The following is a 24633-nucleotide window of genomic DNA, read 5'->3' as shown; positions in this document are numbered from 1 at the left end:
CACGCCACCTGACCTGCCCGGACTACATCTTTGGCAAGCACGGGGTTCGGCTCGGCGGTGACCACCCGCGACCCTCCCACGCCTCGCGGTGACCACAGCTGGACCGTGGTGGTCGGGCGCGCTGGGCGAACGCCGGTCGGGTTACGTTCTCGGCATGGCGGACGAATGGTCGCGTGAGCCCGTGTGGGCGCAGTGGCGGCGTCCCGGCCCCACTGCGGCCCAGCGGCGGCACGACGTCTGGCTGGCGCTCGCGGCGTTGGCGGGCGCGGCGGCGGTGACGGTGCTGGTCAACAGCATGGGCGCGATGGTGTTCGACGACGTGGTGTCGATGCCGGAGCAACTCGCCTGGGGCGCGGCCCTGACGCTGCCGCTGGTGGCACGACGGCGGTTCCCGGTGGCCGTGCTGCTCGTGGTCGGCGCGCTGTTGATCGCGGCGCAGGCACGACAGGTGGGCGACAACCTCGTGCCCTCGGTCGCGTTGTTCCTGGCCATGTTCAGCGCCGGCGCGTGGGGGCAGGACCGGACGCGGGCGCGGTGGGCGCGGGTCGCGGTGATCGTGGCGATGTTCGCCTGGCTCGGGTTCGGGCTGGTGCGGTTCCTGGTGCGCCCCGCGCCGTCGTTCGAGGGAGCGGCCGGTCCGCTGGACCCGGTGATCGCGTCGGTGCTCTACGGCATCGGGTTCAACCTGCTGTTCTTCCTCTCCTCGTACTTCTTCGGCGACATGGCGTGGGAATCAGCCCGCCGACAGGCCGAGCTGGAGCACCGCGCCGAGCAACTGCGCCGGTCGCAGGAGCAGAACACGCGTGGCGCGATCGTCGCCGAACGCGTCCGCATCGCCCGTGACCTGCACGACGTCGTCGCGCACCACGTGTCGGTGATGGGCGTGCAGGCGGGCGCGGCGCGGCGGGTGCTCGACCGCGACCTCGACTTGGCCCGCGAGGCGTTGCGGACCGTCGAGGACACCGCGCGCACCGCGATCGGCGAACTGCGCGGGCTGCTGGGCGTGCTGCGCGCCGACCAGGAGGAGGTCCGCGACAAGGAGGGTGAGACGTCGTCACCGGGCCTGGACCAGCTGTCCGAGCTGGCCGAACTGGCGCGGTCGGCGGGGCTCGACGTGGAGCACGGCGTTTACGGCGACCCCCGGCCGGTGCCGGAGGGCGTCGCGCTGTCGGTGTACCGGATCGTGCAGGAGTCGTTGACGAACGTGGTGAAGCACGCGGACGCCCGCAAGGCGGACGTGCGGGTGCGGTTCCTGGAGAACTCGCTGGAGGTCGAGGTGGCCGACGACGGCCGCGGCTCCAAGGGCACGTCGGTGGGCCGCGCCGGGTTCGGCCTGGTCGGCATGCGGGAACGGGTCGCGGTGCACGGCGGCGAGCTGGAAGCCGGACCCCGCCGTGACGCCGGGTACCGGGTCCGTGCGAGGTTCCCGGCATGACGACCCCCTTGCGCGTGGTGCTCGCCGACGACCAGGACCTGGTGCGGGCGGGCTTCCGGGTGATCCTCGGCACCGAGGACGACATCGAGGTGGTCGGCGAGGCCCGTGACGGCGCCGAGGCCGTGGACGTGGTCGGCCGGCTCCAGCCGGACGTCGTGCTGATGGACGTGCAGATGCCGGGCGTCGACGGGCTGGAGGCCACCCGGCGCATCCTCGGCCCGGCAGGCGCGGGCAACCCGATCAAGGTCGTCATCCTCACCACGTTCGACCGCGAGGACTACCTGTTCGAGGCGCTGCGGGCGGGCGCGAGCGGCTTCCTGCTCAAGAACGCCTCACCCGAGGACCTGGTCGACTCGGTCCGGATCGTCGCCCGGGGTGACGCCCTGCTGTCGCCCGAGGTCACGCGGCGCGTCATCGCCCGGTTCACCGGACCGGCGCCGGCAACGCCCGCGCGCCGGCCGTCCGAGCTGACCGACCGCGAGTTCGAGGTGCTGGTCCACCTCGCGCGCGGCGCGAGCAACGCGGAGATCGCCGGCGCGCTGTACCTGGGGGAGACGACGGTGAAGACGCACGTGTCGCGCATCCTGGCCAAGCTGGGCCTGCGCGACCGCACGCACGCCGTCGTGTTCGCCTACGAGCACGGGATCGTGGAACCGGGCCAAGGGGGTCCTCCGCGAGGATGACCCCCGGAGTCGATCTCGCGCCGGACGTGCCGGAGGCGTGCGCGGCCTAGCGTTGCGGTCATGTTGACAGTGACGTCGGTGAGCCGGAGTTTCGGCGACCACCAGGTCCTCGACGGGGTGTCCTTCGAGGTCCGGCCCGGCCGCATGACCGGGTTCCTGGGCGCGAACGGGTCCGGCAAGACCACCACCATGCGCATCGTCCTCGGTGTCCTCGCCGCGCACGGCGGCACGGTCGCCTGGCACGGCTCGCCGGTGACGGGCTCGGTGCGGCAGCGGTTCGGGTACATGCCCGAGGAACGCGGCCTGTACCCGAAGATGGCCGTCGCCGAGCAGATCGCCTGGCTCGGGCAGCTGCACGGCCTCGACAAGGACACCGCGCGGCGCAACACCGAACGCCTGCTCGACCAGCTCGAACTGGGCCACCGGGCCAAGGACAAGCTCGAAGAGCTGTCGCTGGGCAACCAGCAGCGCGCGCAGGTCGCCGCCGCACTGGTGCACGACCCCGTCATGCTGATCATGGACGAGCCGTTCTCCGGGTTGGACCCGATCGCGGTCGAGACGGTGCTCGGGGTGCTGCGCGACCGGGCCGCGAGCGGTGTGCCGGTGCTGTTCTCCAGCCACCAGCTGTCCGTGGTGGAACGGCTGTGCGACGACGTGGTGATCATCTCCGGCGGCCGGATCGCGGTCAGCGGCGCGCGGGACGAGCTGCGGACCCGGTACGGCACCACGCGGTTCGAGCTGGTGGTGGCGTCCGACGCCGGGTGGGTGCGCGACGTGCCGGGCGTCCGGGTGGTCGACGTCGACGGCCCGCGCGTGGTGTTCGAACCGGACGGTGACGCCGAAGTGGACCAGGTGGACCAGGTGGTCCTGGAAGCCGCCCTGCGCCGAGGTTCCGTGCGCAGCTTCACCCCCGTCGTGCCGACGCTCGGCGAGATCTTCATGGAGGCGATCTGATGACCGGTGTGACGGAGCGGGAGCGGGACGGCGGGTCGCGCGGGTTCGCCGCGGCCACCAGGCTGGTCGCCGAGCGGGAGATGAAGACCTTCCTGCGCGCCAAGGCGTTCTGGATCGGTCTCGGCGTGATCGTGGTCGGGTTGTTCGCGATGTCGATCCTGCCGACCGTGCTCGGTGGCGGCGAGACCAAGGTGGCCACGGTCGGCTCGCAGGCCGCGGAGGCGTTGACGGACACCGGTGTTGAGGTCCGCGAGGTTGCGGACCTGGCCGCCGCCGAGGCGTTGATCCGGTCGGAGGAGGTGGAGGCGGCGGTCGTGCCGGACACCACGGGCGAGTCCGCCACGGGCATCCGGGTGGTCGCGTTGGCCGACCCGCCGACCGACGTCGTGGCCGCGCTGCGCACCGCGCCGCCGGTCGACCTGCTCGACCCGGCCGAGGTCGGCCAGGGTCAGCGACAGCTCGTGATCATGGTGTTCGCGTTGCTGTTCCTCATGTTCGGGATGGGCGGGACGGCGATCGCGCAGAGCACCGTCACCGAGAAGCAGACGCGGATCGTGGAGATCCTGGTGTCGACGGTGCCGGTGCGCGCGCTGCTGGCGGGCAAGATCGTGGGCCACTCGCTGCTGACGATCGGCCAGGTGCTGGTGATCGCGGTGGCCGCGCCGGTGGCGATGCGGCTGGGCGGCCACTCGGAGCTGCTGGCGCTGGTCGCGCCCGCGTTGGGCTGGTTCGTGCCGTTCCTGGTGTTGGGCTTCGTGCTGCTGGCCGCGATGTGGGCGGTGGCAGGGTCGTTGGTCAGCAGGCAGGAGGACTTGGGTTCGAGCATGGGCCTGGTGATGCTCCTGGTGATGGGACCGTACTTCGGCGTGATGTTCTTCTCCGACAACGTCACCGTGCTCACCGTGCTGTCGTTCCTGCCGTTCTCGTCGGCGATCGCGATGCCGGTGCGACTGTTCGCCGGTGACGCGGCGCTGTGGGAACCGCTGCTGGCCATGGGGTTGCTGGCCGGGACGGTCGTGCTGACCGTGCTGCTGGCGAGCCGCGTGTACTCGGGATCGCTGCTGCACACCGGCGGCAAGCTCGCCCTCTCCAAGGCGTGGTCCAGGGAGGCCTAGTGCCGCATCAGGCAACGTTCGGCCTGACGTGACACGCCGCTCGGGTCCTGTTCCGGGCGGCGTGGTGACGTGGCGGCGGGCGCAGATGGTGCTGTTGTCCGCGCAGGGCATTGTGCATGCCGATAACCTCATCCACGCAGGTAGAAGGCGTACGTAGCCCGAGTGCCCGAAGCGCTCACGGGCCACGGTTGCCATCCGCGTGATGTCGTCCAGCACGGCATGATGACCGGCTGTGCTGCTCCGACTGGCCTACCTCGGTGTGACCAACGCGTTCGGCTTGCTGACACCAGGACGGAGCACACCCGGTTCGGGGTTGCGTCCCGCGCGCCGACCGGTGCCGCGAAGGGCAGCGGTTCCTGCCCGTTTGGCCGTCGCCGCGACCGTTGTCGGGCACCCGGTCGGTTGCCATCCTGCCCGGAGGACCTAGAAATCGAGGCGGGCTTGCATGGGCGGACATGTCGAGGGCGCGGACCGGTTACCGGAACCCGCCCGCGCAGGTCGTCCGGTGCGAACCGTCCCGAGTCCGGGCGGACCGCCGACCGTGCGCCGACTGCTCGGGTTGCAGGCCACGGCGGGCAACGCGGCGGTCGCCGGGGCGCTGGGGTCGGAGCAGGAGGCGCTCGTCTCCCGGCTGCGGGCGCGGCTCCAGGTGGACCCCGAGGACCGGACGGGCGCGGTGCGCCGGCAGTTGGCGGCACTCGACCCGGAGACGCGCCGGCGGGCCGTGGCCGAACTCGGCGACCGGCTCCCGGCTCGGCTCCGCGGTGGCGAGGCGCCCGTCGCACCGCCCGCCAAGCCCGCCCCGTACACCCCGGCGCCCCAGCCCGCGCCGCCCAAGTCACCCCAGCCGCCCCAGTCGCCCCAGTCGCCGAAACCGGCCCGTGCCACACCGCCCCGGAAGCCTGCCCGGCCGTCCGGTCCGGTGGAGCGCAAGGCCCCGGCGCCGGCGGTCGCGCCGGCACCCGTGGGGACCGCGCGCGAACCGACCGCGCCGCCCGTGCCGGACAACGGCGACGCCCTTGACTCGGTGGAGGTCGCTCCCCGGCAGCGGAACGCCCTCGCCCGGCTCCGCGCCCACGTCACGGCGAAGAAGGGCGAGATCACCGCCGCCCTGTCCGCTGCGCGGCAGGCCGTGGCGGTGCGCGCGGCGGCCGGCCGGGAGAGCGCCACCCAGGAGGTCGGCGCCCTCACTGCCCGCTTGAGCGACGGGTTCGACGCGGCGGAAGCCGCGGTGCGCGCCCACATCGCCGAGCAGACCGGTGCCGTCCGGACCGCGATCGGCGCCGGCCGGGCCGAAGCCGCCACGGCGACGACCGGGCAGAGCACCCGGCTGGGCGTCGACGGGCACGCCCACGCCACGACCGTGCGCGCGGCCGGCACCGACAAGGCGACCGCGACCCGCGAGCTGGGCCGGACGGAGGCGCAGCGCGCCCGGGACACCGCGACCGGGCACGCGACCGATGCCGCACGGCGCGGCCAGGGCCGGGTGGGCGCGATCACCGATGCCGACCCCGACCGGGCCGCCGCCCGGGCCCAGGCGGTGCGGCAGGTCGGCACCGCCCAGGCCGACGAGCTGCGCCAGGTCGCGCCGCCCGCCGCCGACTTCGCGCTCACCGAGGCGAACCGGATCGCCGCCGGGATCGGCGAGCAGACCACCAAGGTGGCCGCTGAGGTCGACGCGGCGCTGCCCGGCGGACAGCACGCCATCCGGGACATCGGGGCGGCCGTCCAGGACGGTCTGGACACCGGCGCGACCGGCGCGACCGAGGCCCTGAACGCGATCGAGACCCGGGCCGTCCAGGAACTCCGCGACCTGCGGGCCGCCACCCTAGCCACCGCCCGCGAACTGGGCGGGCGGCTCGTTGTCCAGGTCGACGCGGTGGAACGGGCGGCCCTGGACCAGGCCGGGCACGGCGCGGACCTCGCGCTGCGCGGCCTGGACGACGCGGCGCTCGCCACCCTCGGTCGATCCTCCGGGTTCACCGCGGTGGACAGCGTGGCCACCCAGACGATCGGCGCCCTGGACGCGCTCGACGCGACCGTGGGCGGGGAGTTCGACACCGTCATCGTGCGGGGTCGGACGGCCGGGACCGAGCTGGAGGGGACGGCGCGCGGCGGGATCGAACAGGCTCAGGCGGGCGTGCGACAGGCCACGGCGACGGTGACCGCCCGCGTCCAGGAGGGGGCCGACCGGCAGGTCCGGCAGGGGCGGGAGGCGGCGACGGGCAGTGCCGACCAGCTGCTGACCGCGCTGGCCGACACGTCCGGCAAGACCGTCGCCGAGGTCGGCGCCACCCACGACCGGTCGCGCGCGACGATCACCGACGGCGTCACGGATTCGTTGGCGCACAACGATTCGGCACTCGCCTCGCTGGACGGCAACCTGGCCCGCGCGGAAGCCGAGGCGGAGCAGGAGTACGACCGGCCCGCGTGGCAGAAGGTGCTGCTCGCGATCGGCAAGGCCGTGCTCTACCTGGCCGCTGCGATCCTGGCCACGCTGGTCATCGCGGCGGTGATCTTCGTCGGCGCGCTGATCCTGGCCAAGTTCGGTATCGTCGCCGCGATCAGCTTCACCGCCGCGGTGGTGATCGCCGCCGTGGTGCTCGCGGTCGGGGCGCTCCTCTACGAGTGCGTCACCAGAGCCGAGGCGTACCGGGCGGAACACGGGCCCACGTCGGGGTTCTGGCAGACGTTGGGCGTCACCGCCGGGATCGTGCTGGCGAGCGTGGGCAGCCTGGTCGGCCTCACCCAGATCATCGAGGGCGCGCGGGGCAAGCGATTCTTCAGCAACCGGGAGATGTCCTCGCAGGAGCAGTACGACCTGGTGGTCGGCGGCATCTTCCAGATCTTCGTGCTCTTCTTCGGCGGCCGGATCGTCCGGTCCCTGCGGGCCTCGCCGAAACCGGTCGATCCGCCGCCACCACCCGTCCGGCCGCCTCCGGTGGAGGAGCCGCCGGTGCGCCCGCCGCCCGTCGAGGAGCCCCCGACGCCGGCGGAGAAGCCGCCGGTGGTCGAGGAACCGCCGGTGCCGAACCGGTCGCTGGGTCTGCGGCAGGAGGCCGTGAACGCCATCGCCAAGTTGGAGAACCTCAAGAGGAACCCGGTCGGCGAGATCAACCGCGAACCGAACCACAACCACTACAGCGCCGCCCGGAGGGAAGCCCGGGGTGAGGTCGTCGCGCGGAGGTCCGACGGACGGCCGTTCTCGCACATCCGCGACCTGCAAGAGGCGTGCGACGGCCTGTTCAAGGTGCGGGAGGCCCTGACCCGCGAGGCCCACAACCCGCCCGACACCATGACCGAGCGCGGCATGACGGTGCTGTTGGAACGGCTCAGCGAGGTCAACCGGCTGATCAACCGGCTGGCCGGGTTCCTCAACGAGGTCGGGCACGGCTCGTTCCCGCCGTATCATGAATGGCCACCCGGTAGCTGACCAGGGGAGATGTCGTGCTGGACGAGACGCGTCGACGGGAGCGCCTGCTCCGGGAGCGCTGGCTGACCGAGCGGGGCAGGGTCATGCTGGACGGTGCGCTGACCGCCCTGCGGACCGGCGGCGACTGGCGGGCGCACCTGGTGGAGCTGCCGGAGGTGGCGGACACCGACGGCCGGGACCTCCGCGCCGCGCCGTGCGCGGGACGGGACCTGACCGGTGTCGACCTGTCCGGCGCCGAGTTGGAGTTCGTGGACCTGGGGGCCGCCCGTCTGGAGCGCGCGGTGCTGCGGGACGCCTCGCTCGCGCACGCCAACCTGGCGGGCGCCGATCTGTCCGGCGTGGACGCCGGTGGCGCACTGCTCGCCATGGCCGACCTGACCGGGGCGACCGTCGTCGACGCCAGGCTGCGCGGCACCGCGTTCACCGGGGCCGACCTGACCGGAGCGGACTTCGCCCGAAGCGACCTGACGGGTGCGAGCCTGTTCGGCGCGACCCTCACCGGCACCCGGTTCGAGGGTGCGGTGCTGGACGACGTACGGCGCGGGGACTTCGCCGGCTGACCTGGGTTTCCCGCTTGTCTCACCAGGACATCACCAAGATCAGTCTCATTCGGGCGTCGTTTCCTACTCGCCTTCACCGTTTTGCGACACTCGACTTCGCCTGCGGATTCCTGGCCGCTATGACGTATCCGCCAACTGCCTGCCAGCGCGAGATCCGCCGTCGCATTCGAGATCCCACAACCTCTGCGGGGAACGCGAACAGATGGCCGGCCGGCGCATCGATCGCCGAGCCATGCGGGGACCGGGTTTGTGGTCGCCAAGTGCCGATCGCCTGGCAGTCACCTTGCGGTAGCTGATCTTCCAACCGTCGGGTTGGCGCGTGATGATGTCCTCGTAGACGACACTGCCGACCGTGCCATCGGCCTTGATGCCGATTCCTTTGGACTGGAGCACGACCTGCGGCACGCTGCGGTGTCGTGGTTCAACGGGGCGTGCCGTCGACCACAGTGGCGGAGTGGGCGGGGCACTCGGTGGAGGTCCTGCACAAGGTCTACGCCAAGTGCCTGAATGGTGAGGCGGCCCTGGTGCGGCAACCGCCGTGGCCGGCCTCGCGGGCAGCTGCGGTGTGCCGTGCGAGGTGGTGGTGGACGTGCCGGGCCGTTGCGCCGCCTCGGTCGAGGCCACCGCGTACTTCGTGGTGGCCGAAGCTCTCTCCAACGTGGCGAAGCACAGCGGCGCCGCGAGCGCTGTGGTGGCGGTGTGCCGGGATGGTGATCGGCTGCTGCTGCGGATCGGCGACGACGGCCGGGGTGGCGCGGACGAACGCGGCGGGTCGGGCTTGTCCGGCATTCGCCGGCGGGTCGAGGCGCACGACGGGCGATTCACCCTGGACAGCCCGCCCGGCGGGCCGACGACGATGCGAGTGGAGCTGCCGTGCGGATCGTGATCGCGGAGGACGACCCGCTGCTGCGCGAGGGGTTGGCGCTGCTGCTGCGCGCCGAGTCGCTCGACGTGGTGGCCACCACCGACACGCCGGGATCGTTCCTGGCCGCGGTGGCCGAGCACGAGCCGGACGTCGCCATCGTCGACGTGCGGATGCCACCCACCCACACCGACGAGGGAATCGTGGCAGCCGTCGAGGCACGCCGCCGCCGGCCCGGCCTCGCGGTGCTCGTGCTCTCGGCGTACGTGGAGCAGGCGTTCGCCACCGAGTTGCTGACCACCGGCGCCGACCGGCTCGGCTACCTGCTGAAGGAACGGGTGGGGCGGGTCGACGAATTCCTGACCGCGCTGCACCGGGTGGCCGGTGGCGGCACCGCCGTCGACCCCGAGGTGGTGGGCCAGCTGCTGGCACGCAACCCGCACACCAGCGCGCTGGGCCGGTTGAGCCCCCGGGAACGGGATGTGCTCGCGCTCATGGCCGAAGGACTCGGCAACACCGCCATCGCCGAGCGGCTCGTGATCACCGAGGGAGGAGTGCACAAGCACATCCGCAGCATCTTCGCCAAGCTCGACCTCGCACCCGACGACCGCGCCGACCGACGCGTCACCGCGGTCCTGCGCTACCTCCAAGGCACCGAACCGAGGTAGCGCCGCTTACCGAGCGCATCCAGAAGGACTCGGCTGGCTCAGCCCGGACGAATACGGCTCCGGTCGTGCGGCGTGTGCGGCGGGTGATCCCGGCCAAGCCGTGTTCGCGCTTGGGCAGCATCCCCGTCTTCGGCATGGGCGGTGAGCACCGCCTTGAGCATCGCGTCTCGGTGACGCAGCGGTGGGGGAACAACCGCAGCTGTTCGATGCTCGACCGCCGCGAGCGCTCTCTCCGGCCGGACGCTTGACGACCACAACCGAAGGGCGTCCTCGCAGTGCGGACACGCCCTTCGGTTGTCGTTCAACCGGATCAGGGACGTCTGCCGTCCCCGGTGACCGTCACTCCTTGACGCCGATGCCGGCGATCGGTGGGACCCGGAGCAGTTGTGCGATGGGCAGGATGGTGGTGAGCAGGGCGAGCAGCGCCGTGCCGCCGATGATGGACACCCATCCCAGCGTGGGGACATAAGGAACGCTCTGCCCGGTGAGAGTGCGCACCACTGATACCAGGGTGAGCGCGGCGATGGATCCGCCGATGAGCAGGGAAACGCCGAGCAGGCCGGACTGTTCCGCGTGGACCATTCTTTTCACCTGCTTCCGGGTGACGCCGACCATGCGCAGTGAAGCCAGTTCGCGGCCACGGGTGAGGGCGGCCATGACCATGGTGTTGGCGGCGGCCAGGGCGGCGTAACCGATCATCATGCCCATCAGCAGCTTGTTCAACCAGGCGCTCAGCGCCAGGTCGTTGGCAAGCCGGCCGGTGAGCCCGGCCGTGTTCGTCATGGTGCTGCCGGGGTGCCGGTCGGTGACGTCAGCCAGGGCGGTGGTGATGTCGGTGCCCGGTTCGGCGCGGACAAGGATCCGCTCGTAGCCGGTGGAGGCGGTGTGGCCCTCGATGACGTCCTTGGTGACGGTGAAGTCGCCGAAGCCTATGCCCCGGTCGTAGATCGCGACGATGCGCAGGGTGGCCGGTGTGCCGTCGCCGAGCCACACCTCGGCCTGGTCGCCGACTTTCCAGTCGTTCGAATCGGCTTGCAGGGTCGACACCGCCATGGCGGGCCCGCGCAGGTCAGCCAGGCTGCCGCTGCGAACCTGAAGGTCCATGGTGTGCTCGACGCCGTCCGGATCGATCGCCTGCACACCGCCGCCTTCCCCGCCTCCGCCGAGGATGATCGAGGTGTTCCGCACTCCGGTGGCGGCCACCACGCCGGGAATCCCGCGTATTTCTGCGAGGGCGGTCTCAGGCAGGCTGGTGGCGGAGCTCATGGAGTGCTGGGCAAGCATCCCGGCGCGGTTCTGGGTGACGGTCTGTCGTTGCAGGTTGTCCTGGAGGAACCAGATCGAGCCACCGAGGCCGACCGTCAGCACCAGTGCGGTCAGCACGGTGACCATGCCCTGGGCGTTGGCGCGCAGGTTCGCCGCGGCCAAGTAGCCGCTGTCGCCCCACACCGCACGCAGCACCGGGCCGAGAAGGCGGGCGGCCACCCGGTTGATCCAGGGGGCGAGCAGGGCGACCGCGAAGACGAGCGCGAACAGCATGCCGAGCGCGGTGCCGAGGGCAGCGTTCCCCTTCTGCGTCGTGCTGAGCGTGGTCAGGTAGATGGCACCCGCCAGGGTGGCGAACCCGACGAACAGGCGGATCTTGCTGTTCCGACTGGATTCCACGGCGATCTCACCGAGCGCCTCCGTCGGGCGGATCAGCATCGTCCGACGGGCGGCGATCAGCGCGGCCCCCACCGCCGCCGCCATTGTCGCCCCCACCACGGCGGCCGCAGTCAGTGCACCGCCGCTGAACGGGAACGTGTTCGGGATGAACCCGCGGTCGACCAGTTCCCCCCGCAGCCATCGAGTGGCGAACCAGCCCAAGGGCACACCGATCACGACCGACAACAGACTGAGCAGCCCCACCTCGGTGAGGATCAACCGGGCGATCTGGCCTGGAGTCGCGGCGACGGCCCGGAGCAACGCGAGGTCGCGTCGCCGGTGCCGGACCGCAAGGCCGATGGTTCCGACCACGACGAACATCACCAGCAGCGCCACGAACCCACCGAAGATGGCGCCGAGCTGGATCAGCATGGCGCCGGCCGCCACGTCCGCGGACTGTTCCAGCTGCCCGCGCTCGGCGCCGGCGTGGGCCTTGACACCGGCCTCGGTGGCCAGCTTGCGCACGTCGGCGACCAGTGCAGCGCTGGAGGCACCTGGCTCAGCGATGACGCCGACGGCGTCGACCCGGCCCTTCCGCGGGTACACGGCCGCCGCGTGCTCGTCGGTGAAGAACACCGCGGGCGACGCGTCGGCGCCCGGCCGGGGACCGGCGTTGCGCACGAGGCCGCTGACCCGGTACACGCGTGCCGTCCCCTCCATCAGGATCGGGACCTCGTCGCCGGGCGCCACCGAGCCGGCCACGCGTTCGTCCAGCGCGACCTCGTTGTCGTTGTTCGGCTGGGTACCCTTGGTCAGCTGGTAGGGGGTGAGAACCGTGCTGCTCCACCCGTGCCCGGTGGCCCCGCCGTTCGCCAGGATCGCCGTCACCGACGTGTCCGCCACGACGCCGGCCACGCCCGGTACCCGCCGGAGCCGTTCGACCATCGAGGCCGGGACGGTGCCTCCCTCAGGCAGCGGTACGGTGGCCTCCTGGCCGTTCGTCGTGAGCGTGATGTCGCGATTGGCGACGACGACGTCCGTTGCGGCGTAGCGCTGCGACGCGGCCTCGAACCGCAGGCCGGACTCCACGAGCAGTCCCATCGACATCAAGATCATGACTCCGGCCGTCAAGGCCAGCAGGGTGGCGACCGCGCTGCCCTTGCGGTGGCGCAGCATCTTCGCGGCTAGCTTCAGCATCGGTCAGCGCACCTGCGTCACGCGCGGACGGCGGCCCAGCATCGCCAAGTGCTCCGCGATGCGTTCCGCACCCGGCTGCGGCATGTCGTGCACGATCCGGCCATCGGCCAGCACCATCACACGATCCGCGTACGACGCCGCCACCGGGTCGTGCGTCACCATGATCACCGTCTGCCCCGCCTCGTCCACCACCGAACGCAGCAGGCTCAGCACCTCGGCCGCGGTCTGGGTGTCCAACGCACCGGTCGGTTCGTCGCAGAAGATGACCTCCGGGCGCGTCGCCAACGCCCGCGCGATCGCGACCCGCTGCTGCTGACCGCCGGACAGCTCCGACGGCCGGTGCGACAGCCGGTCGGTCAACCCGACCCGATCGACGACCTGCCGCACCCAGGTGGCGTCGGCGCGTTTCCCCGACAGTTGCAGCGGCAACACGATGTTCTCCTGCACCGTCAACGCTCCGATGAGGTTGAACGCCTGGAAGACAAACCCGATCTTCGACCGCCGCAGCTTCGTCAGCTCCGTCTCCGACAGTTGCGACAGCTCCGTGTCGCCGACCCACACCTGGCCGCCGGTCGGCTGGTCCAAACCCGCCGCGGTCTGCAACAACGTGCTCTTGCCCGAACCGGACGGCCCCATCACCGCGGTGAACGTTCCGCGCTCGAACATCGCGTCGACGCCCGCGAGGGCGGTCACCGCCTGCAGTTCCGTGCCGTAGACCTTTCTCAGGCCCTGAACCCGCACAGCCGGCCCGGGCCTGCCAACGCCCGCACCAGAAGACCCGTCAACTTGCATATTATGGATTGACATCACAAAAACCCGAGGTCCTATTCGTCGATTTCCCAGGCAGGACGGTAATCTCGCCCGGCCACCGGAACGACCCAGGCAGCAGGTGGCTTCCGGTAGCGCAGGCTGTACCTCTTGCTCCGCGGTAGTCCCAGCCTGGATTCGACGACACGGACGTCATCGGCGCGACATCAGCCACCGTCGTCGGCACAGCGGCAGACACGGGCGCGTTGCTGCGTCCGCACGATCCCGACGGCACACGAGTTCGCAGAACCGAGCAAAGTCCTGCTGCGCTTCGAACTCATCGCACCAGCGCACAGAATCGAGGTGCAGCCTGCTCTACCCGACACCTGGTAGCCAGCGGTATCGGCGACGCCGGCAAACACTACTAACTTCCTCGTCATGAACATCTCGCCCGCCCTCAGCCAAGCTCTGCTCGCGACGGTCCTGGTGGGTAGCGTCGCGGCCAACGTTGCCACTCAAGCCTTCGGTCTGAGCCCCTACATCAGCGCCGCTTTCGGACTGATCGCCGTCGCCAGCGGCATCACGCTGTTCTCCAGCTACCGCAAGAACCGTGAAGACCAGCGGAACTGAAACGGCCAATGCCCGTTCATCACGGCTGGTCACCACGAAGGCCTGGGTGGCCGTAGAGCTAGGAGCTGGAGCCACTCGTCGACCCGAAGCGCGGCGCGCTCACACAGATCGTCGAGGAGAACACACCACGGGGCCTGCACAAGATCGTGCCGGACATCGTCTCCAGGATCGACTCGATCGTCCTGGAAGTCGCCTATACCGGATGGACGGAGAGCGACGCCGGGGACAAGAAGGTCCGCAAGGAACTGCGGTGTGGTCCGCGCCGCGCGGGCGGGGTCGCCGACCCGTCCTCGACTTCAACCTGCAACGTCCGCCTTCCGGCAGAAGCGGACGTTCATGGCACGCGAAGCTAAGGCCTGTCCGTAACGACTGGTCTTACCGAGCGGGTCAGCACCTACCCTCCGCCGCCTCCTGGCACATCCGGCCGCGCCAGCGCGAAGCGCGCCTCCACAACCAAGCTGCCGGTACGAATCCGCTGGTCAGGCCTGTTCCCATCCTTGGTACTCCCGCCCGAGGTCCGGCCCTCCGCACAACAATCTCGCGCAGGTTGGCGCCCTCCCCGAGGTCCGGCCAGGGCGGCGGCACGCACCGGGATCACCGATCGCCAGGAGGGCATGCCGCCGCCCCTTATCGTTGAACCAACTAACCCGAGAGGGCCGCCGATGTCGATCACGAACGCGCTGGGATTCCCCAAACGTCGCCCAGACACCACCAAGTCCTCGGCCGAGGTCCCCGGCCCGACCGTCGACGAGTGGATCCGGTACGGGACCGAGCAGGATGAGGCCGCCCACATGGTCGGCGGCTACCGGCATGGGGACTGGTGCAGCGCCGGCTACACGACCTGCTCTCACCGCGGCTGCTCCAAGAAGGCACGGCTCAGCACGATCCACATCGATCACGACTGTTGCGGTAGATCGGCGCATCACCGCTAGCAGACGAAGCTGCTGTTGTTGCGATCCGGTCCCGGCAGGGTGCACTGGAGCCGAGCAGCAGGTAGGCGGTGGGCGGTTTGGTCACGCTCCACCCACCGCTAGTTACTCACCCGGAATGCTGGAGTCTAAAGCGGTCTTCGACCACCAGGCTGCCGCGATAAACCCGCTGGTCAGCCCTGTTCCCATCCTTTGGCACTCCCGCCGGGGGCACCAAAATGATCAAGCGTTTCCGCAGGTCAGTCCTGTTCCCGTTGAAGGGCCGGCATCAGGGCGGAAATGTCAGTCCCCAGTTCAGTCCCATTCCCGTTGGTCTCCTGCGGAGTGCGGTCCGCGTGCGCAGCACGTCCGCCTGGCCGACACGGTTCGGAACAGCCGGCCGATCGATGGCCATCCGTGCCGGCGTGCGCGACTCGAAGCCGACGCCATCGGTGTCAAACCTGCTCGTACAGGCGGTCGTGCTGAGCCCGTCGACCGTGAACGCTTTAGGTGCCGTGTCTTACCGTCGGGTCGGTGCCCCACGAGGTCCGGTGCTCCATCCGGTGGTCGTGCGCGCCGATCCGGTCATAGGCGCGATCGGCGCCGTCGTGGTGACGGCGAAAGTCGCGTCGGTCTGCTCCTCGGCACCATGCTCGCCGCGGTCGGTCTCGTCGTCGGCACCCTCCTGGTCGACTTCCCGGTCGCCGTCGCCGTCACTCTGTCCCTGGTGCTGATCTGTTCCTGGTCTGCCACGATCGCGCCACCACGCCGCTGATGGCCGAACGCGTCGGCATCGACCCCGCCGTCATCTCCGCACCCCCGGTCACCACCCTCGTCGACGCCACCGGGTTGATCATCTCTTCCTCATCGCCGGCGCCGTGCTCTCGGTGCAGGGACGAATCGAGCGAGCAGGTGGCCACTGCGTCGCCGGAGCATTGGGCGAGATGCCGTGCACCTGGAGGCGAGTCCACTTCAGGGGGATATGTGGTGCTCGACGCGGTTGAGACCCGGACTCACGGCTACACCATCCCGAGATCGTCGAACGCGTCCGGGTGCGGACGTCCTCGAAAGAGGTCGATCAGCGGGGAGGGATCTTGGCCGACGACCGCGAAGTCGGTTCCGGTCTGGCGCAGCGCCTGGTGAACCCGCTGCGGCGGTTCGTCCACGACGAGGCCGCGGGCGGTGTTGTGCTGCTGATGGCCACGGTGGCGGCGCTCGTGTGGGCCAACAGCCCTGCGGCGGCGGGTTACGAGGGCTTGTGGAACTTCCGGTTGACCGTGGGGGCCGGTCCCGTGGCGGTGACCGAGGACCTGCGGCATTGGGTCAACGACGGCTTCATGGCGTTGTTCTTCTTCGTCGTCGGCTTGGAGATCAAGCGCGAGCTGGTGGTGGGGGAGCTGCGCGACCGGCGCGCGGCGGCGCTGCCCGCACTGGCCGCCCTGGGCGGTGTGCTGCTCCCGGCGTTGCTGTTCCTGCTGCTGGTCGGCGGTGGGCCGGAGGGGCGGGGATGGGGCATCCCGCTGGCCACCGACATCGCGTTCGCGGTGGGCGTGCTGGCGGTGCTGGGATCGCGCATCCCGGCCGGGGCGAAGCTGTTCCTGCTGTCCGTGGCGATCGTGGACGACATCATCGCGGTGGGGATCATCGCGGTGGTCTACACCGACGCGCTGGACGGGGGGTGGCTGCTCGCGGCGGTGGGTGCTCTGGTCGTGGTCGCGGTGATGCGCTGGGCGGGTGTCGCCTCGGTCGCGGCGTACGTCCCGGTGGGGCTGTTCGTCTGGTACGCGACGCTGCACTCCGGTGTGCACGCCACCATCGCGGGCGTGGTGCTTGGCCTGATGACTCCGGCGCGGCCGGTGGACGGCCGCGGTGTCCTCGACTCCCTCCAGCACAACCTGCACCCGATCACCGCCTTCACCGTCGTGCCCCTGTTCGCCCTGGCCAACGCCGGGGTGGACCTGCGGGGCGGGGTCCTGGGCGACGCGGTGGGCAGCCAGGTGGCATGGGGGGTCCTGGTCGGCCTGCTCGTCGGCAAGGTCGTGGGCATCGGCGGCGTGACGTGGCTGGCGCTGCGCCTGCGCCTGGGCACCCTGCCAACGGGGATGCCGATGCGCCTGGTCTGGGGCGTGGCGGCGCTGGCCGGGATCGGGTTCACCGTCTCGCTGTTCATCGCCGACCTCGCCTACACCGACCCGGTGCTGATCACCCATGCCAAGGTGGGCATCTTCGCCGCCAGCGCCGTGGCCGCCGTCCTCGGCAGCGGCCTGCTGATCGGCCTCACGAGGCGGAGCGCCACCGCCGCACACGGACCGGCCCGAACCGCGGAGAAGGAGGAAGACGGCGGTGGATGAGTTCGACGAGATCGTGCGGGCGGGCACGGACCTGCGACCGCTGCGGCGTCAGGACGGCTACCTGCCGATCGCCGACCACGCCCTGATCGGCGACGGCCACGGCTGCGCCCTCGTGGGGCGTGACGGGGCGATCAGCTGGCTCTGCGTGCCCCGGTTCGACTCCGCGCCGCTGGTCTGCGGGCTGCTGGACCCCGAACGAGGCGGCGTCATCAGCCTGCTGGCGCAGGAGGTGGTCGAGGCGGATCAGTCGTACCTGACCGACACCGGGGTGGTGGTGACCACCGTGCGCACCGCCACAGGCGTGGCCGCGATCACCGACGCGTTCCTGCTACACCCGCACGCCAGGCTGGAGGAGGAGACCTCACCCGGTCGTGGCGAGCTGCTACGCCGCGTCCGGGTGCTGTCCGGGCGGGTGTCGCTGCGCCCCCGGGTCGAGTTGCGGGGCGGCGCGCGAGTCAGCCGCTCGGGTGGCGGCTGGCGCCTGTGCCCCCACGGCCGCGACGACGTCGAACTGCACCTGTCCGTCGAGCAGCCCCTGGCCCTCGACGAGGTGGTCGAACTGGACGCGGGCCGGCAGGTCGACGTGGTGCTGCGCTGGGCACCCGGCTCGGCGCGGCAGGAGCGCCGGGGTCGCGGCGGGGTGCTGCGGGACACCGCCGAGGCGTGGCGGCGCTGGGCCAACCTCATCCACTACGACGGTCCGCAGGGCGCACTGGTGCGCCGGTCGGCGTTGACCCTCAAGCTGCTCGACCACCTGCCCAACGGTGCGATCGTCGCCGCGCCCACCTCCAGCTTGCCTGAGGAGATCGGCGGCGAGCGCAACTGGGACTACCGCTTCACCTGGGTCAGGGACGCGGCCTTCACCGTGTACGCGCTGCGCCGCATCGGCCTGCCCCACGAGGCCGGTCAGTTCCTCAGCTGGGTGCTCGACGCGGTGGAGCGCGACGGGGTGGCACGCGTGATGTACACCATCGACGGTGAACAGCCACCCACCGAGTGGATCGACACCGAGCTGGCAGGCTACCGGCGCTCCACACCGGTCCGGTGGGGCAACGCCGCCGCCGAGCAGACCCAGAACGACGTCTACGGCGAGATCCTGGACTGCGCCTACCAGTGGTCAGGCGCGGGTGGTGAGCTGGACCCCCACCTGTGGAAGCGGCTCGCGGTGCTCGCCGACACCGCACGGGCCAAGGCCCGCGAGCCCGACCACGGCATCTGGGAGGTACGCAGCCCAGGACGCCCGTTCACCTACTCGGTGGCCCTGTGTCAGGTCGCCCTCGACCGCGCCGCCCGTCTGGCCCGCAAGCAGGATCTGCCCGGCGACGCGGACGGCTGGGAGGCCGAGGCAGCGGCATTGCGGCACCTGATCCTGACCGAGGCATGGGACGACGAGCTGGGCTCGCTGACCGAGCAACTCGGCGGCGGCGGCCTCGACGCCAGCCTGTTGACACTCCCCCTGCGCCGCGTCCTGCCCGCCGACCACCCCCGCATGATCGCCACCACCCGTGCCGTCGCCGACCACCTCGACGCCGGTGACGGCCTGCTCTACCGCTATCTGCACGAGCGATCGCCCGACGGACTGGCCGGTCACGAGGGCGCGTTCCTGCTGTGCAGCTTCTGGCTGGTGGACAACCTCGCTGCCCAAGGTGAACTCGACCGGGCGCTGGAGCTCTACGGCTCGCTCTGCGCGCGTGCCGGGAACCTGGGCCTGCTGCCGGAGGAGATCGACCCCGCCAGCGGCGCCTTCCTCGGCAACTACCCGCAGGCGTTCAGCCACATCGGCGTCATCTCCTCAGGCATCAACCTCACCCGCAGACTCAACAGCCGCGAACACGGCCCGCGAGGGAGCACGGGATGACCACGCTGCTGATCTTCGGCGGCTGGCGCAGTCAACTGATCGAGTCTCTATCGAACCCGGGCGGTTCAGGGAACCCCACTTCCATCACCTTTGAGGTGCCAAGTGAAGAAGTGACTCCATCAGGGCCGGACGATGTTCGCCGCCACTCTGCCGTCGCCACCCAGCGACTTTGGCAGCAGGATGCCCTGGCATTGTCGACCATGCCGGACCCCTCCGGGGCAAATCCCGCGCGGGGGCTTCTCACAGGGCATTCAGTGATCAGAACCGAACGAGTCGACCCGGTGGCGGTGAGCCCTTGCCAGGGCGCTTTTCTCGATGCCGATATTCCCATTATCGGCAATGTGGAGGAGAGCGGATTTCATGGGAGCGTAATCGACGTGTGATGGGACGTCGATTGCCCACAAGTACCCGGCCCTATCGATCTCCCATGAGCACCCGAACCTGCGGAGCAGGGCGCCGACCATCTCCTTTGCGTCATCATCCTTGATGATGACACGCACCGTCGAATGTCCGGACTCCGATAGGTCGCCGATGTTGACGAAGCGGCCTTCGGTGTCGATCCAGACCGGGTGCCAGGAGGTGGCGTCGATGGTGCCGGTGGAGCCGTCTTCCGACTGGACGGTCAGGCGTGCCATATCGTCTTCGTCGTCGTGGACGATGGTGGCGACGACCTCGCGGTCGGTGGTTTCGCCGGTTGACGGGTCGGTTGCCTTGACCTTGTCGCCGACTCTCACCTCGGCGATCGGCTTGGTCGTGCCGTTCGCCAATCGGGTGGTTATCCGGTCGGTGAGGAATCCGAACCAGCGCTCGACCTGGTTGATCCACGACCAGCCGGTTGGGTTAAGTGCACGTGGAACCTCGGGTGCGCCGCGAGCCACTTCCTGATCGCCGGGGTTTCGATCTGCTTCCCAGCGGCATGCTCATATGCTCCCACCCGGAGTGTGCCAAGATCACGCATTGCTCGCGAAGGTCACGCTGGTGGTGTTGTTGGCGACACGCCATCCTTACTTTGTAATTGGTCGCCGGGACGACAGGATGTGAAATGGAGCGCCGTCATCCATTCGCCGAACGGACCAATTCGAAAGCCTTCAGATACCTCTTGTTGTTGGGATCGTCCGGATCGATACGGGTCGCCAGCGTTGCCAAAGCCCCTGCTGGATCATCAAGCCAAAGGTGAGCCGCCGCAACTGCGACCCAGCCATGATTATCGATTCCGACACCGCCTCGATCGCCATGCGCCCACGCGATGAACGAGGACGGAGAGTTCAACTCTTCGAACAGAATTCCAAGCTTCCCATTCAGCAAGCTGCCAACCCACCCCGCCACACCCACCGAATCCTCATCACCTCGGACGAGGAGTTCCCGCCTGGATCCCACGGCGAACTCTCGCAGGTCGAAACGTAGGGTGAAGTCGCGGGACACATACCGGGGAGGGTCCAGTTTCACGGTCAGTTCCATCACTTCGGGAAACGTGACCTCTCCATAAGGTAACATCAGAATTCCGTCCCTCGCATACCGCGGGTGCAAGTCAAAATCAAACACCAGTCGTTGGTGTCCGTTCTTGACGGAGCGCCGATACGCCAGAGTATTTGATCGGCGACGGAAGCCGTATTCGGCTGCGGGGGTATCAACCTCCTCGGAAAGCGCTGCATCCAGTGACCGTTTAGCGGTTGCCCGGTCCGTGATCACCGGAATATCTGCACAATGACGGTTCCGATCACACTCGCACCCCTGTTATTCCTGCCGACCACTTCACCTGTATTGCCAGGTGTGTTGATCCAGGCATCCTAGGCTCTCTGACTGGTACGTATGCGACCGTCGGTTTTGGCTTCAACGCCGATCAGGCCATTAGGAGTCTGGATGGCTCCGTCATAGATCCGTACACCGCCACTCCAGCCGCCTTGGACGCGAACTTCACCGCGGATCACGTCGTAGCCCTCGCCCTCAAGAAGGTCCCAGACCTCCTGCTCATGACCTGCACCATGCCGACCTGGCTCGCCGTCGCGCTTCGCATACTTGCCGTCTGAAGTTCGAGGTGCCCCACCAGGGCCGCAATTGTGCACCAAGACCGGGGCATGCCCTGCTAACACGTAGTACGTGTGGACGCCGTCGATGGTGAGGTCGTAGACCGGTTCGAAGTGGGTGTAGCGGTCGACGGCGGTGACCGTCGGCAAGGTGCCGCCGACGTGAGGTGCTGGCCGGGTTTGAGGTCGCCGATGTTGACGAAGCGGCCTTCGGCGTCGACCCAGACCGGGTGCCATGACGTCGCGTCCACGGTGCCGGTCGTGCCGTCTTCCGACTCGACGCTGAGGCGGGTCATGTCGTCTTCGTCGGTGTGGACGATGGTGGCGACGACGTCGCGGTCGGTGGTTTCCCCGGTGGTCGGGTCGGTTGCCTTGACCTTGTCGCCGATGTCGACTTCGGAGATCGGCTTGGTCGATCCGTCGGCCATCAACACCGGCGGCCTCATCAACGAGTACGAACCCACGGCAGCCTAACCGCAGGTCAGACCACGTAGCTGGCTTTTGACACCCCACAGGCATGCCCCGCCGGCGGCTGCGAGCACGCCAGCGCGATCAGCGCCGTAGGAGCCGGTGCCCTCGATGCCGAACACGAGCCGCTTCGCGCCGAACCCGGCGGCCCAGTCCAGCAGTTGCCGATAGCCGTCCTGGTCGGCGGGGAAGGACCGGGTGTCGAGGCGGCCGCCGATGTCGTCCAGGGCGACGGCGACGTGAATGTGCTTGTGGGTGTCGACGCCGATGACGACTCGACGCAACCTGGGATCGCGCTCCACACTGGGCATCGCGGGCTCCACCTCCGGGACCGGGGACACGGGGTTCGTGACGCCGGCCGGTCGGGTGGACGGGACTGTGACGGGACCTGCTGCGATCAGGCTCCTATGAGGTCACTGCCCGTCCGGCCGGCACCACTGGGTGGTGCACCACCAGGCGGACGACAGATCAACAGCAAGGACACCCGAACTGCGGGGTCAGTCGTAAACAGGAGTCAGGCCGCCTGGTGGCAACTACCAGTCTCACAGTCGAAGCACGACCCGGTCCGCCCCACCGACAGCCGCATGCCGTGACCAGCGAGCGCGGAGCGGAACAGCCCAGAGGTGTATTGAGTCCCGCGATCGGCGTGAAAGATCACATCGTCGCTGGTCAGACCGCGTCGGACGGCAAGGGCGAGGGCGTCGCGGACCAGTTCGGCGCGCATGTGCTCCGCCATCGCGTGCCCGATGACCTCGCGGTTGTGCAGGTCGATCACCGTGGCCAGGTAGAGCCAGCCCTCCCGCGTGGGCAGGTAGACACCTCACGCGGGTCAGGTGTCAAGTGGGGGTTTGTTTGGTGGTTGTGATTGCGGCCAGGCTGCGTCTTCGCGCCAGGGTTGGTTGTTGGTGTGACACCACCAGAGGCGGCCGAGGAGTTTGTTGGCCAGGTTGCGTAGGGCGGCGTTGTGGCTGTCGCCGGTGGCGCGGCGTTGGTCGTAGTGGGCTCGGGCGCCGGTGGACTTGGTGATCGAGGCGAAGGCCCACCAGTGGCAGGCGTCGCCCAGGCGCCGGTTGCGGATGTGGCGGGCGCGGACCACCGTGGACTTGCCGGAGGCTTTGGTGATCGGTGCGGTTCCGGCGAAGGCACGCAGGTTCTGGGCGGTGGCGAAGCGGGTGGTGTCATCGCCGATCTCGCCGAGCACGCGCGCCGCCAGGATCGGTCCCAGCCCAGGCACCGAGCGCAGTAGTCCGGCGGTCGGGTGCCGGCCGAGTTCGGTCGCCAACGCGGCCTCGAGGTCTGCGATACCGACTTGCATCACGGTCACGACGGCCAGCAGCGCCGCGACGGCGCGACCGTAGCCGGCTTCCACCGGTGACGGTTGCCGCAGGGCCGGCGTCTGCAGCTGTGCGACGATCCGCTCGGCAAGGCCGGGGTCGTTACGACGGCCTGCTCGGCGAAGCAGGGTCGCCATCCGTGTTCGGGTCAGCCTGGCCGCGGCCGTCGGCGTCGGCGCGGCAGCCAGGACGTGCAACGCCGCGTGGTGGGTCAGGATCGGGAAGGCGGTCAGGGCGTTGGGGTAGTACTCGATCAGCAGGGAACGCAGCCGGCTCACCGTCGCCTGTCTGACCCAGATCGCCTCCTGGTGTTGGCGGGCAAGGACTTTGACCGCTCGTCCTGTCTCGCTGGTCGCGGGTAGTAGCCGGTGCAGGTGGCGGTCGGTGCGCAGCACGTTGGCCAGCACTAGGGCGTCACCGCGGTCGGATTTCCCGCCCGCCTGGCCCCACCGTTCCCGATAGCGGGCCACCGCCCGGGGGTTGATCGCGTAGACGTCGAACCCGGCAGCGCGTAGTGCCGCGACGATCAGCACCTTGTCGGTCTCGATCGCGACCGACACGCTGGTCGGGTCGGTCGCGTGCTCGGCGAGCAGTGTCATCAGCTCGGTGAATCCGGTCAGGCCGGTGTCGATGCGTAACTTCGCGATCCGCCGGCCGTCGGCGTCGAGCAAGGCGACGTCGTGGTGTCCCTCAGCCCAATCGATCCCGCAGGTGATCGTCATGTGCCCTTTCGGGGGTCGTGATCGCGGACAGGGTGTGACGAGCCCGAGGGCCTGCGCGGCGACCTAATGGACAGTGCTCGAGGCACGACACCTCACCAGCCGGCTGCAAGCCCAGCGACTGGCAGGGCCACCGTCTACCTAGAGACCTCATGGTCGGTGGAACAGGAGTGGTCACCCGTCAGCGGCTCGACGAGCACACCCTCCCAGACCTCGGGTCGGTGATATCTCAGTGGACACCTGCCAATCGCTCGACCCACAGACGATCCATCGCCGCAGGTCTCACCCACCCATTAGGTGATGTCGCCGACCAGTCGCCTCCCCGGGGTCGGGGCGGTGAAGTCCCGGCCGATCAGGTCCGGAACCGGTGCCGCGGCCACGTCTGGCCTGGTCAGTGACCGTCGCCGCCTGCGGGTGAGACCGACGACCCCGCGTTCGCGCATGACCCGACCGACCCGCTTGTGGTTGACCCGGCGGCCGCGATGACGCAGCGCGGCGACGATCCGCGGTCGCCCGTAGGCACCCCGGTGATCGGCGTGGACCTCGCCGATCTCGGCGGCCAGGCGCTCGTCGTCCGCGGCTCGCTCCGCCCTGGTCTGGGCGGCGGCGAGCCATTCGTAGAAGCCCGGACGCCGCACCCGCAGGACCCTGCACAGCCGGGTGACGCCGAAGACGGCGCGGTGCTCGGAGATGAACCGGTAGCTGCGGGTCAACGACCCATCTCCTTGGCAAAATACGCGGCGGCTTTGCGCAGGATGTCCTTCTCCAACTCCAGTTCCGCGACGCGCTTGCGCAGTGCCCGCAGCTCCTCCTGGTCCACCGCCGCCGTGTCCACGGGCCCGGGCTGGGCCTGTTCGGCGGTGCGGACCCAGTTGCGCAGGGTCTCGTGGTTCACGCCCAGCTCGCGGGCGACCTGCCGCAACGGCCGGTCCGACGAGCGGGCCAACTCGACGGCGTCTTTGCGGAACTGCTCGGGGTACTTCGACTTGCCTGACACGAGGGACATCCTTCCCCAGACCGCTGTCTGGGATCAGGGTGTCCGG

23 protein-coding genes and 1 pseudogene are annotated in these 24633 nt (G+C 69.7%); 13 read left to right on the top strand and 11 right to left on the bottom strand.

Going from position 1 to position 24633, the window contains the following annotated elements; all coding sequences use genetic code 11:
* Nucleotides 1–154: 154 nt before the first annotated feature.
* From F4560_RS00120 to F4560_RS00085, 8 genes are all read left to right on the top strand, one after another.
* A complete protein-coding gene (locus tag F4560_RS00120; protein WP_184914466.1) occupies nt 155–1435 on the top strand; it encodes a sensor histidine kinase in 1281 nt (426 codons plus the stop codon).
* Nucleotides 1432–2118 carry a response regulator gene (locus tag F4560_RS00115; protein WP_184914463.1) on the top strand — a complete coding sequence of 229 codons (687 nt, stop codon included), beginning with the start codon at nt 1432–1434 and terminating at the stop codon, nt 2116–2118. The genes F4560_RS00120 and F4560_RS00115 overlap by 4 nt, the downstream gene beginning before the upstream one ends.
* A gap of 60 nt (nt 2119–2178) precedes the next feature.
* On the top strand, nt 2179–3072 hold the full coding sequence (locus F4560_RS00110; protein WP_184914460.1) for an ABC transporter ATP-binding protein: 894 nt from the start codon (nt 2179–2181) through the stop codon (nt 3070–3072).
* Entirely contained in the window at nt 3072–4187 is a 1116-nt protein-coding gene (locus F4560_RS00105) for an ABC transporter permease (RefSeq protein WP_184914458.1), read from the top strand. Before F4560_RS00110 ends, F4560_RS00105 begins: the two co-directional genes overlap by 1 nt.
* A gap of 505 nt (nt 4188–4692) precedes the next feature.
* Entirely contained in the window at nt 4693–7620 is a 2928-nt protein-coding gene (locus tag F4560_RS45900) for a polymorphic toxin type 28 domain-containing protein (protein ID WP_184914455.1), read from the top strand.
* A 14-nt stretch (nt 7621–7634) separates the two neighbouring features.
* On the top strand, nt 7635–8180 hold the full coding sequence (locus tag F4560_RS00095; protein WP_184914452.1) for a pentapeptide repeat-containing protein: 546 nt from the start codon (nt 7635–7637) through the stop codon (nt 8178–8180).
* A 538-nt stretch (nt 8181–8718) separates the two neighbouring features.
* Entirely contained in the window at nt 8719–9066 is a 348-nt protein-coding gene (locus F4560_RS00090) for a sensor histidine kinase (RefSeq protein ID WP_221483264.1), read from the top strand.
* Nucleotides 9054–9710 carry a response regulator gene (locus F4560_RS00085; RefSeq protein ID WP_184914449.1) on the top strand — a complete coding sequence of 219 codons (657 nt, stop codon included), beginning with the start codon at nt 9054–9056 and terminating at the stop codon, nt 9708–9710. Before F4560_RS00090 ends, F4560_RS00085 begins: the two co-directional genes overlap by 13 nt.
* 339 nt (nt 9711–10049) lie before the next feature.
* Here the strand turns inward: F4560_RS00085 and F4560_RS00080 are convergent, their stop codons facing one another.
* Together F4560_RS00080 and F4560_RS00075 are read right to left on the bottom strand one after the other, a co-directional pair.
* On the bottom strand, nt 10050–12551 hold the full coding sequence (locus tag F4560_RS00080; RefSeq protein WP_184914447.1) for an ABC transporter permease: 2502 nt from the start codon (nt 12549–12551) through the stop codon (nt 10050–10052).
* Nucleotides 12552–12554: 3 nt separating this feature from the next.
* Nucleotides 12555–13343 carry an ABC transporter ATP-binding protein gene (locus F4560_RS00075; protein WP_184914444.1) on the bottom strand — a complete coding sequence of 263 codons (789 nt, stop codon included), beginning with the start codon at nt 13341–13343 and terminating at the stop codon, nt 12555–12557.
* Nucleotides 13344–13736: 393 nt separating this feature from the next.
* Here F4560_RS00075 and F4560_RS00070 point away from each other — a divergent pair, with 393 nt between their 5' ends.
* From F4560_RS00070 to F4560_RS00050, 5 genes and pseudogenes are all read left to right on the top strand, one after another.
* A complete protein-coding gene (locus tag F4560_RS00070; RefSeq protein WP_184914441.1) occupies nt 13737–13928 on the top strand; it encodes a hypothetical protein in 192 nt (63 codons plus the stop codon).
* Between the two features lie 662 nt (nt 13929–14590).
* Nucleotides 14591–14860, top strand: coding sequence for a hypothetical protein (locus F4560_RS00065; RefSeq protein ID WP_184914439.1), 270 nt, complete (start codon nt 14591–14593; stop codon nt 14858–14860).
* A gap of 568 nt (nt 14861–15428) precedes the next feature.
* Nucleotides 15429–15694, top strand: a pseudogene (locus tag F4560_RS00060) (magnesium transporter); the annotation flags it as partial.
* A gap of 236 nt (nt 15695–15930) precedes the next feature.
* Nucleotides 15931–17187, top strand: coding sequence for a Na+/H+ antiporter NhaA (gene nhaA / locus F4560_RS00055; RefSeq protein WP_221483263.1), 1257 nt, complete (start codon nt 15931–15933; stop codon nt 17185–17187).
* Nucleotides 17180–19045 (top strand): glycoside hydrolase family 15 protein, encoded by a 1866-nt coding sequence (locus tag F4560_RS00050; RefSeq protein WP_221483262.1) that lies wholly within the window; start codon nt 17180–17182, stop codon nt 19043–19045. The genes nhaA and F4560_RS00050 overlap by 8 nt, the downstream gene beginning before the upstream one ends.
* A 251-nt stretch (nt 19046–19296) precedes the next feature.
* Here the strand turns inward: F4560_RS00050 and F4560_RS00045 are convergent, their stop codons facing one another.
* From F4560_RS00045 to F4560_RS00005, 9 genes are all read right to left on the bottom strand, one after another.
* Nucleotides 19297–19923, bottom strand: a complete 627-nt coding sequence (locus F4560_RS00045) for a DUF4265 domain-containing protein (RefSeq protein ID WP_184914436.1) — start codon at nt 19921–19923, stop codon at nt 19297–19299.
* 175 nt (nt 19924–20098) lie between these two features.
* A complete protein-coding gene (locus F4560_RS00040; RefSeq protein ID WP_184914433.1) occupies nt 20099–20734 on the bottom strand; it encodes a hypothetical protein in 636 nt (211 codons plus the stop codon).
* Between the two features lie 98 nt (nt 20735–20832).
* Nucleotides 20833–21219, bottom strand: a complete 387-nt coding sequence (locus tag F4560_RS00035; RefSeq protein WP_184914431.1) for an intein-containing protein — start codon at nt 21217–21219, stop codon at nt 20833–20835.
* Entirely contained in the window at nt 21129–21497 is a 369-nt protein-coding gene (locus F4560_RS46425; RefSeq protein ID WP_376775408.1) for a Hint domain-containing protein, read from the bottom strand. Before F4560_RS46425 ends, F4560_RS00035 begins: the two co-directional genes overlap by 91 nt.
* A 42-nt stretch (nt 21498–21539) precedes the next feature.
* Entirely contained in the window at nt 21540–21848 is a 309-nt protein-coding gene (locus F4560_RS00025; protein WP_184914425.1) for an IS110 family transposase, read from the bottom strand.
* A 203-nt stretch (nt 21849–22051) separates the two neighbouring features.
* On the bottom strand, nt 22052–22348 hold the full coding sequence (locus tag F4560_RS00020; RefSeq protein WP_281392026.1) for a DDE-type integrase/transposase/recombinase: 297 nt from the start codon (nt 22346–22348) through the stop codon (nt 22052–22054).
* A gap of 18 nt (nt 22349–22366) precedes the next feature.
* Nucleotides 22367–23593: an IS110 family RNA-guided transposase gene (locus F4560_RS00015; protein ID WP_184914420.1), complete on the bottom strand. Its 1227-nt coding sequence runs from the start codon at nt 23591–23593 to the stop codon at nt 22367–22369.
* Between the two features lie 290 nt (nt 23594–23883).
* Entirely contained in the window at nt 23884–24303 is a 420-nt protein-coding gene (locus tag F4560_RS00010; RefSeq protein ID WP_184914417.1) for an IS3 family transposase, read from the bottom strand.
* Nucleotides 24300–24587 (bottom strand): transposase, encoded by a 288-nt coding sequence (locus tag F4560_RS00005; RefSeq protein ID WP_184914414.1) that lies wholly within the window; start codon nt 24585–24587, stop codon nt 24300–24302. The genes F4560_RS00010 and F4560_RS00005 overlap by 4 nt, the downstream gene beginning before the upstream one ends.
* Nucleotides 24588–24633: the final 46 nt, after the last annotated feature.

This window comes from Saccharothrix ecbatanensis (assembly GCF_014205015.1).
Taxonomy (GTDB): Bacteria; Actinomycetota; Actinomycetes; order Mycobacteriales; family Pseudonocardiaceae; genus Actinosynnema; species Actinosynnema ecbatanense.
This window is presented reverse-complemented; position numbering and strand designations above follow the sequence as displayed.

Bases quoted from the DNA above. Each gene is read 5' to 3' on its own strand.
- F4560_RS00105 (WP_184914458.1), top strand. From the start codon at position 3,072: ATGACCGGTGTGACGGAGCGGGAGCGGGACGGCGGGTCGCGCGGGTTC.
- F4560_RS00070 (WP_184914441.1), top strand. From the start codon at position 13,737: ATGAACATCTCGCCCGCCCTCAGCCAAGCTCTGCTCGCGACGGTCCTG.
- F4560_RS00115 (WP_184914463.1), top strand. From the start codon at position 1,432: ATGACGACCCCCTTGCGCGTGGTGCTCGCCGACGACCAGGACCTGGTG.
- F4560_RS00015 (WP_184914420.1), bottom strand. From the start codon at position 23,593: ATGACGATCACCTGCGGGATCGATTGGGCTGAGGGACACCACGACGTC.
- F4560_RS00110 (WP_184914460.1), top strand. From the start codon at position 2,179: ATGTTGACAGTGACGTCGGTGAGCCGGAGTTTCGGCGACCACCAGGTC.
- F4560_RS00065 (WP_184914439.1), top strand. From the start codon at position 14,591: ATGTCGATCACGAACGCGCTGGGATTCCCCAAACGTCGCCCAGACACC.
- F4560_RS00120 (WP_184914466.1), top strand. From the start codon at position 155: ATGGCGGACGAATGGTCGCGTGAGCCCGTGTGGGCGCAGTGGCGGCGT.
- F4560_RS00075 (WP_184914444.1), bottom strand. From the start codon at position 13,343: ATGCAAGTTGACGGGTCTTCTGGTGCGGGCGTTGGCAGGCCCGGGCCG.
- F4560_RS00080 (WP_184914447.1), bottom strand. From the start codon at position 12,551: ATGCTGAAGCTAGCCGCGAAGATGCTGCGCCACCGCAAGGGCAGCGCG.
- F4560_RS00025 (WP_184914425.1), bottom strand. From the start codon at position 21,848: ATGCCCAGTGTGGAGCGCGATCCCAGGTTGCGTCGAGTCGTCATCGGC.
- F4560_RS46425 (WP_376775408.1), bottom strand. From the start codon at position 21,497: ATGGCCGACGGATCGACCAAGCCGATCTCCGAAGTCGACATCGGCGAC.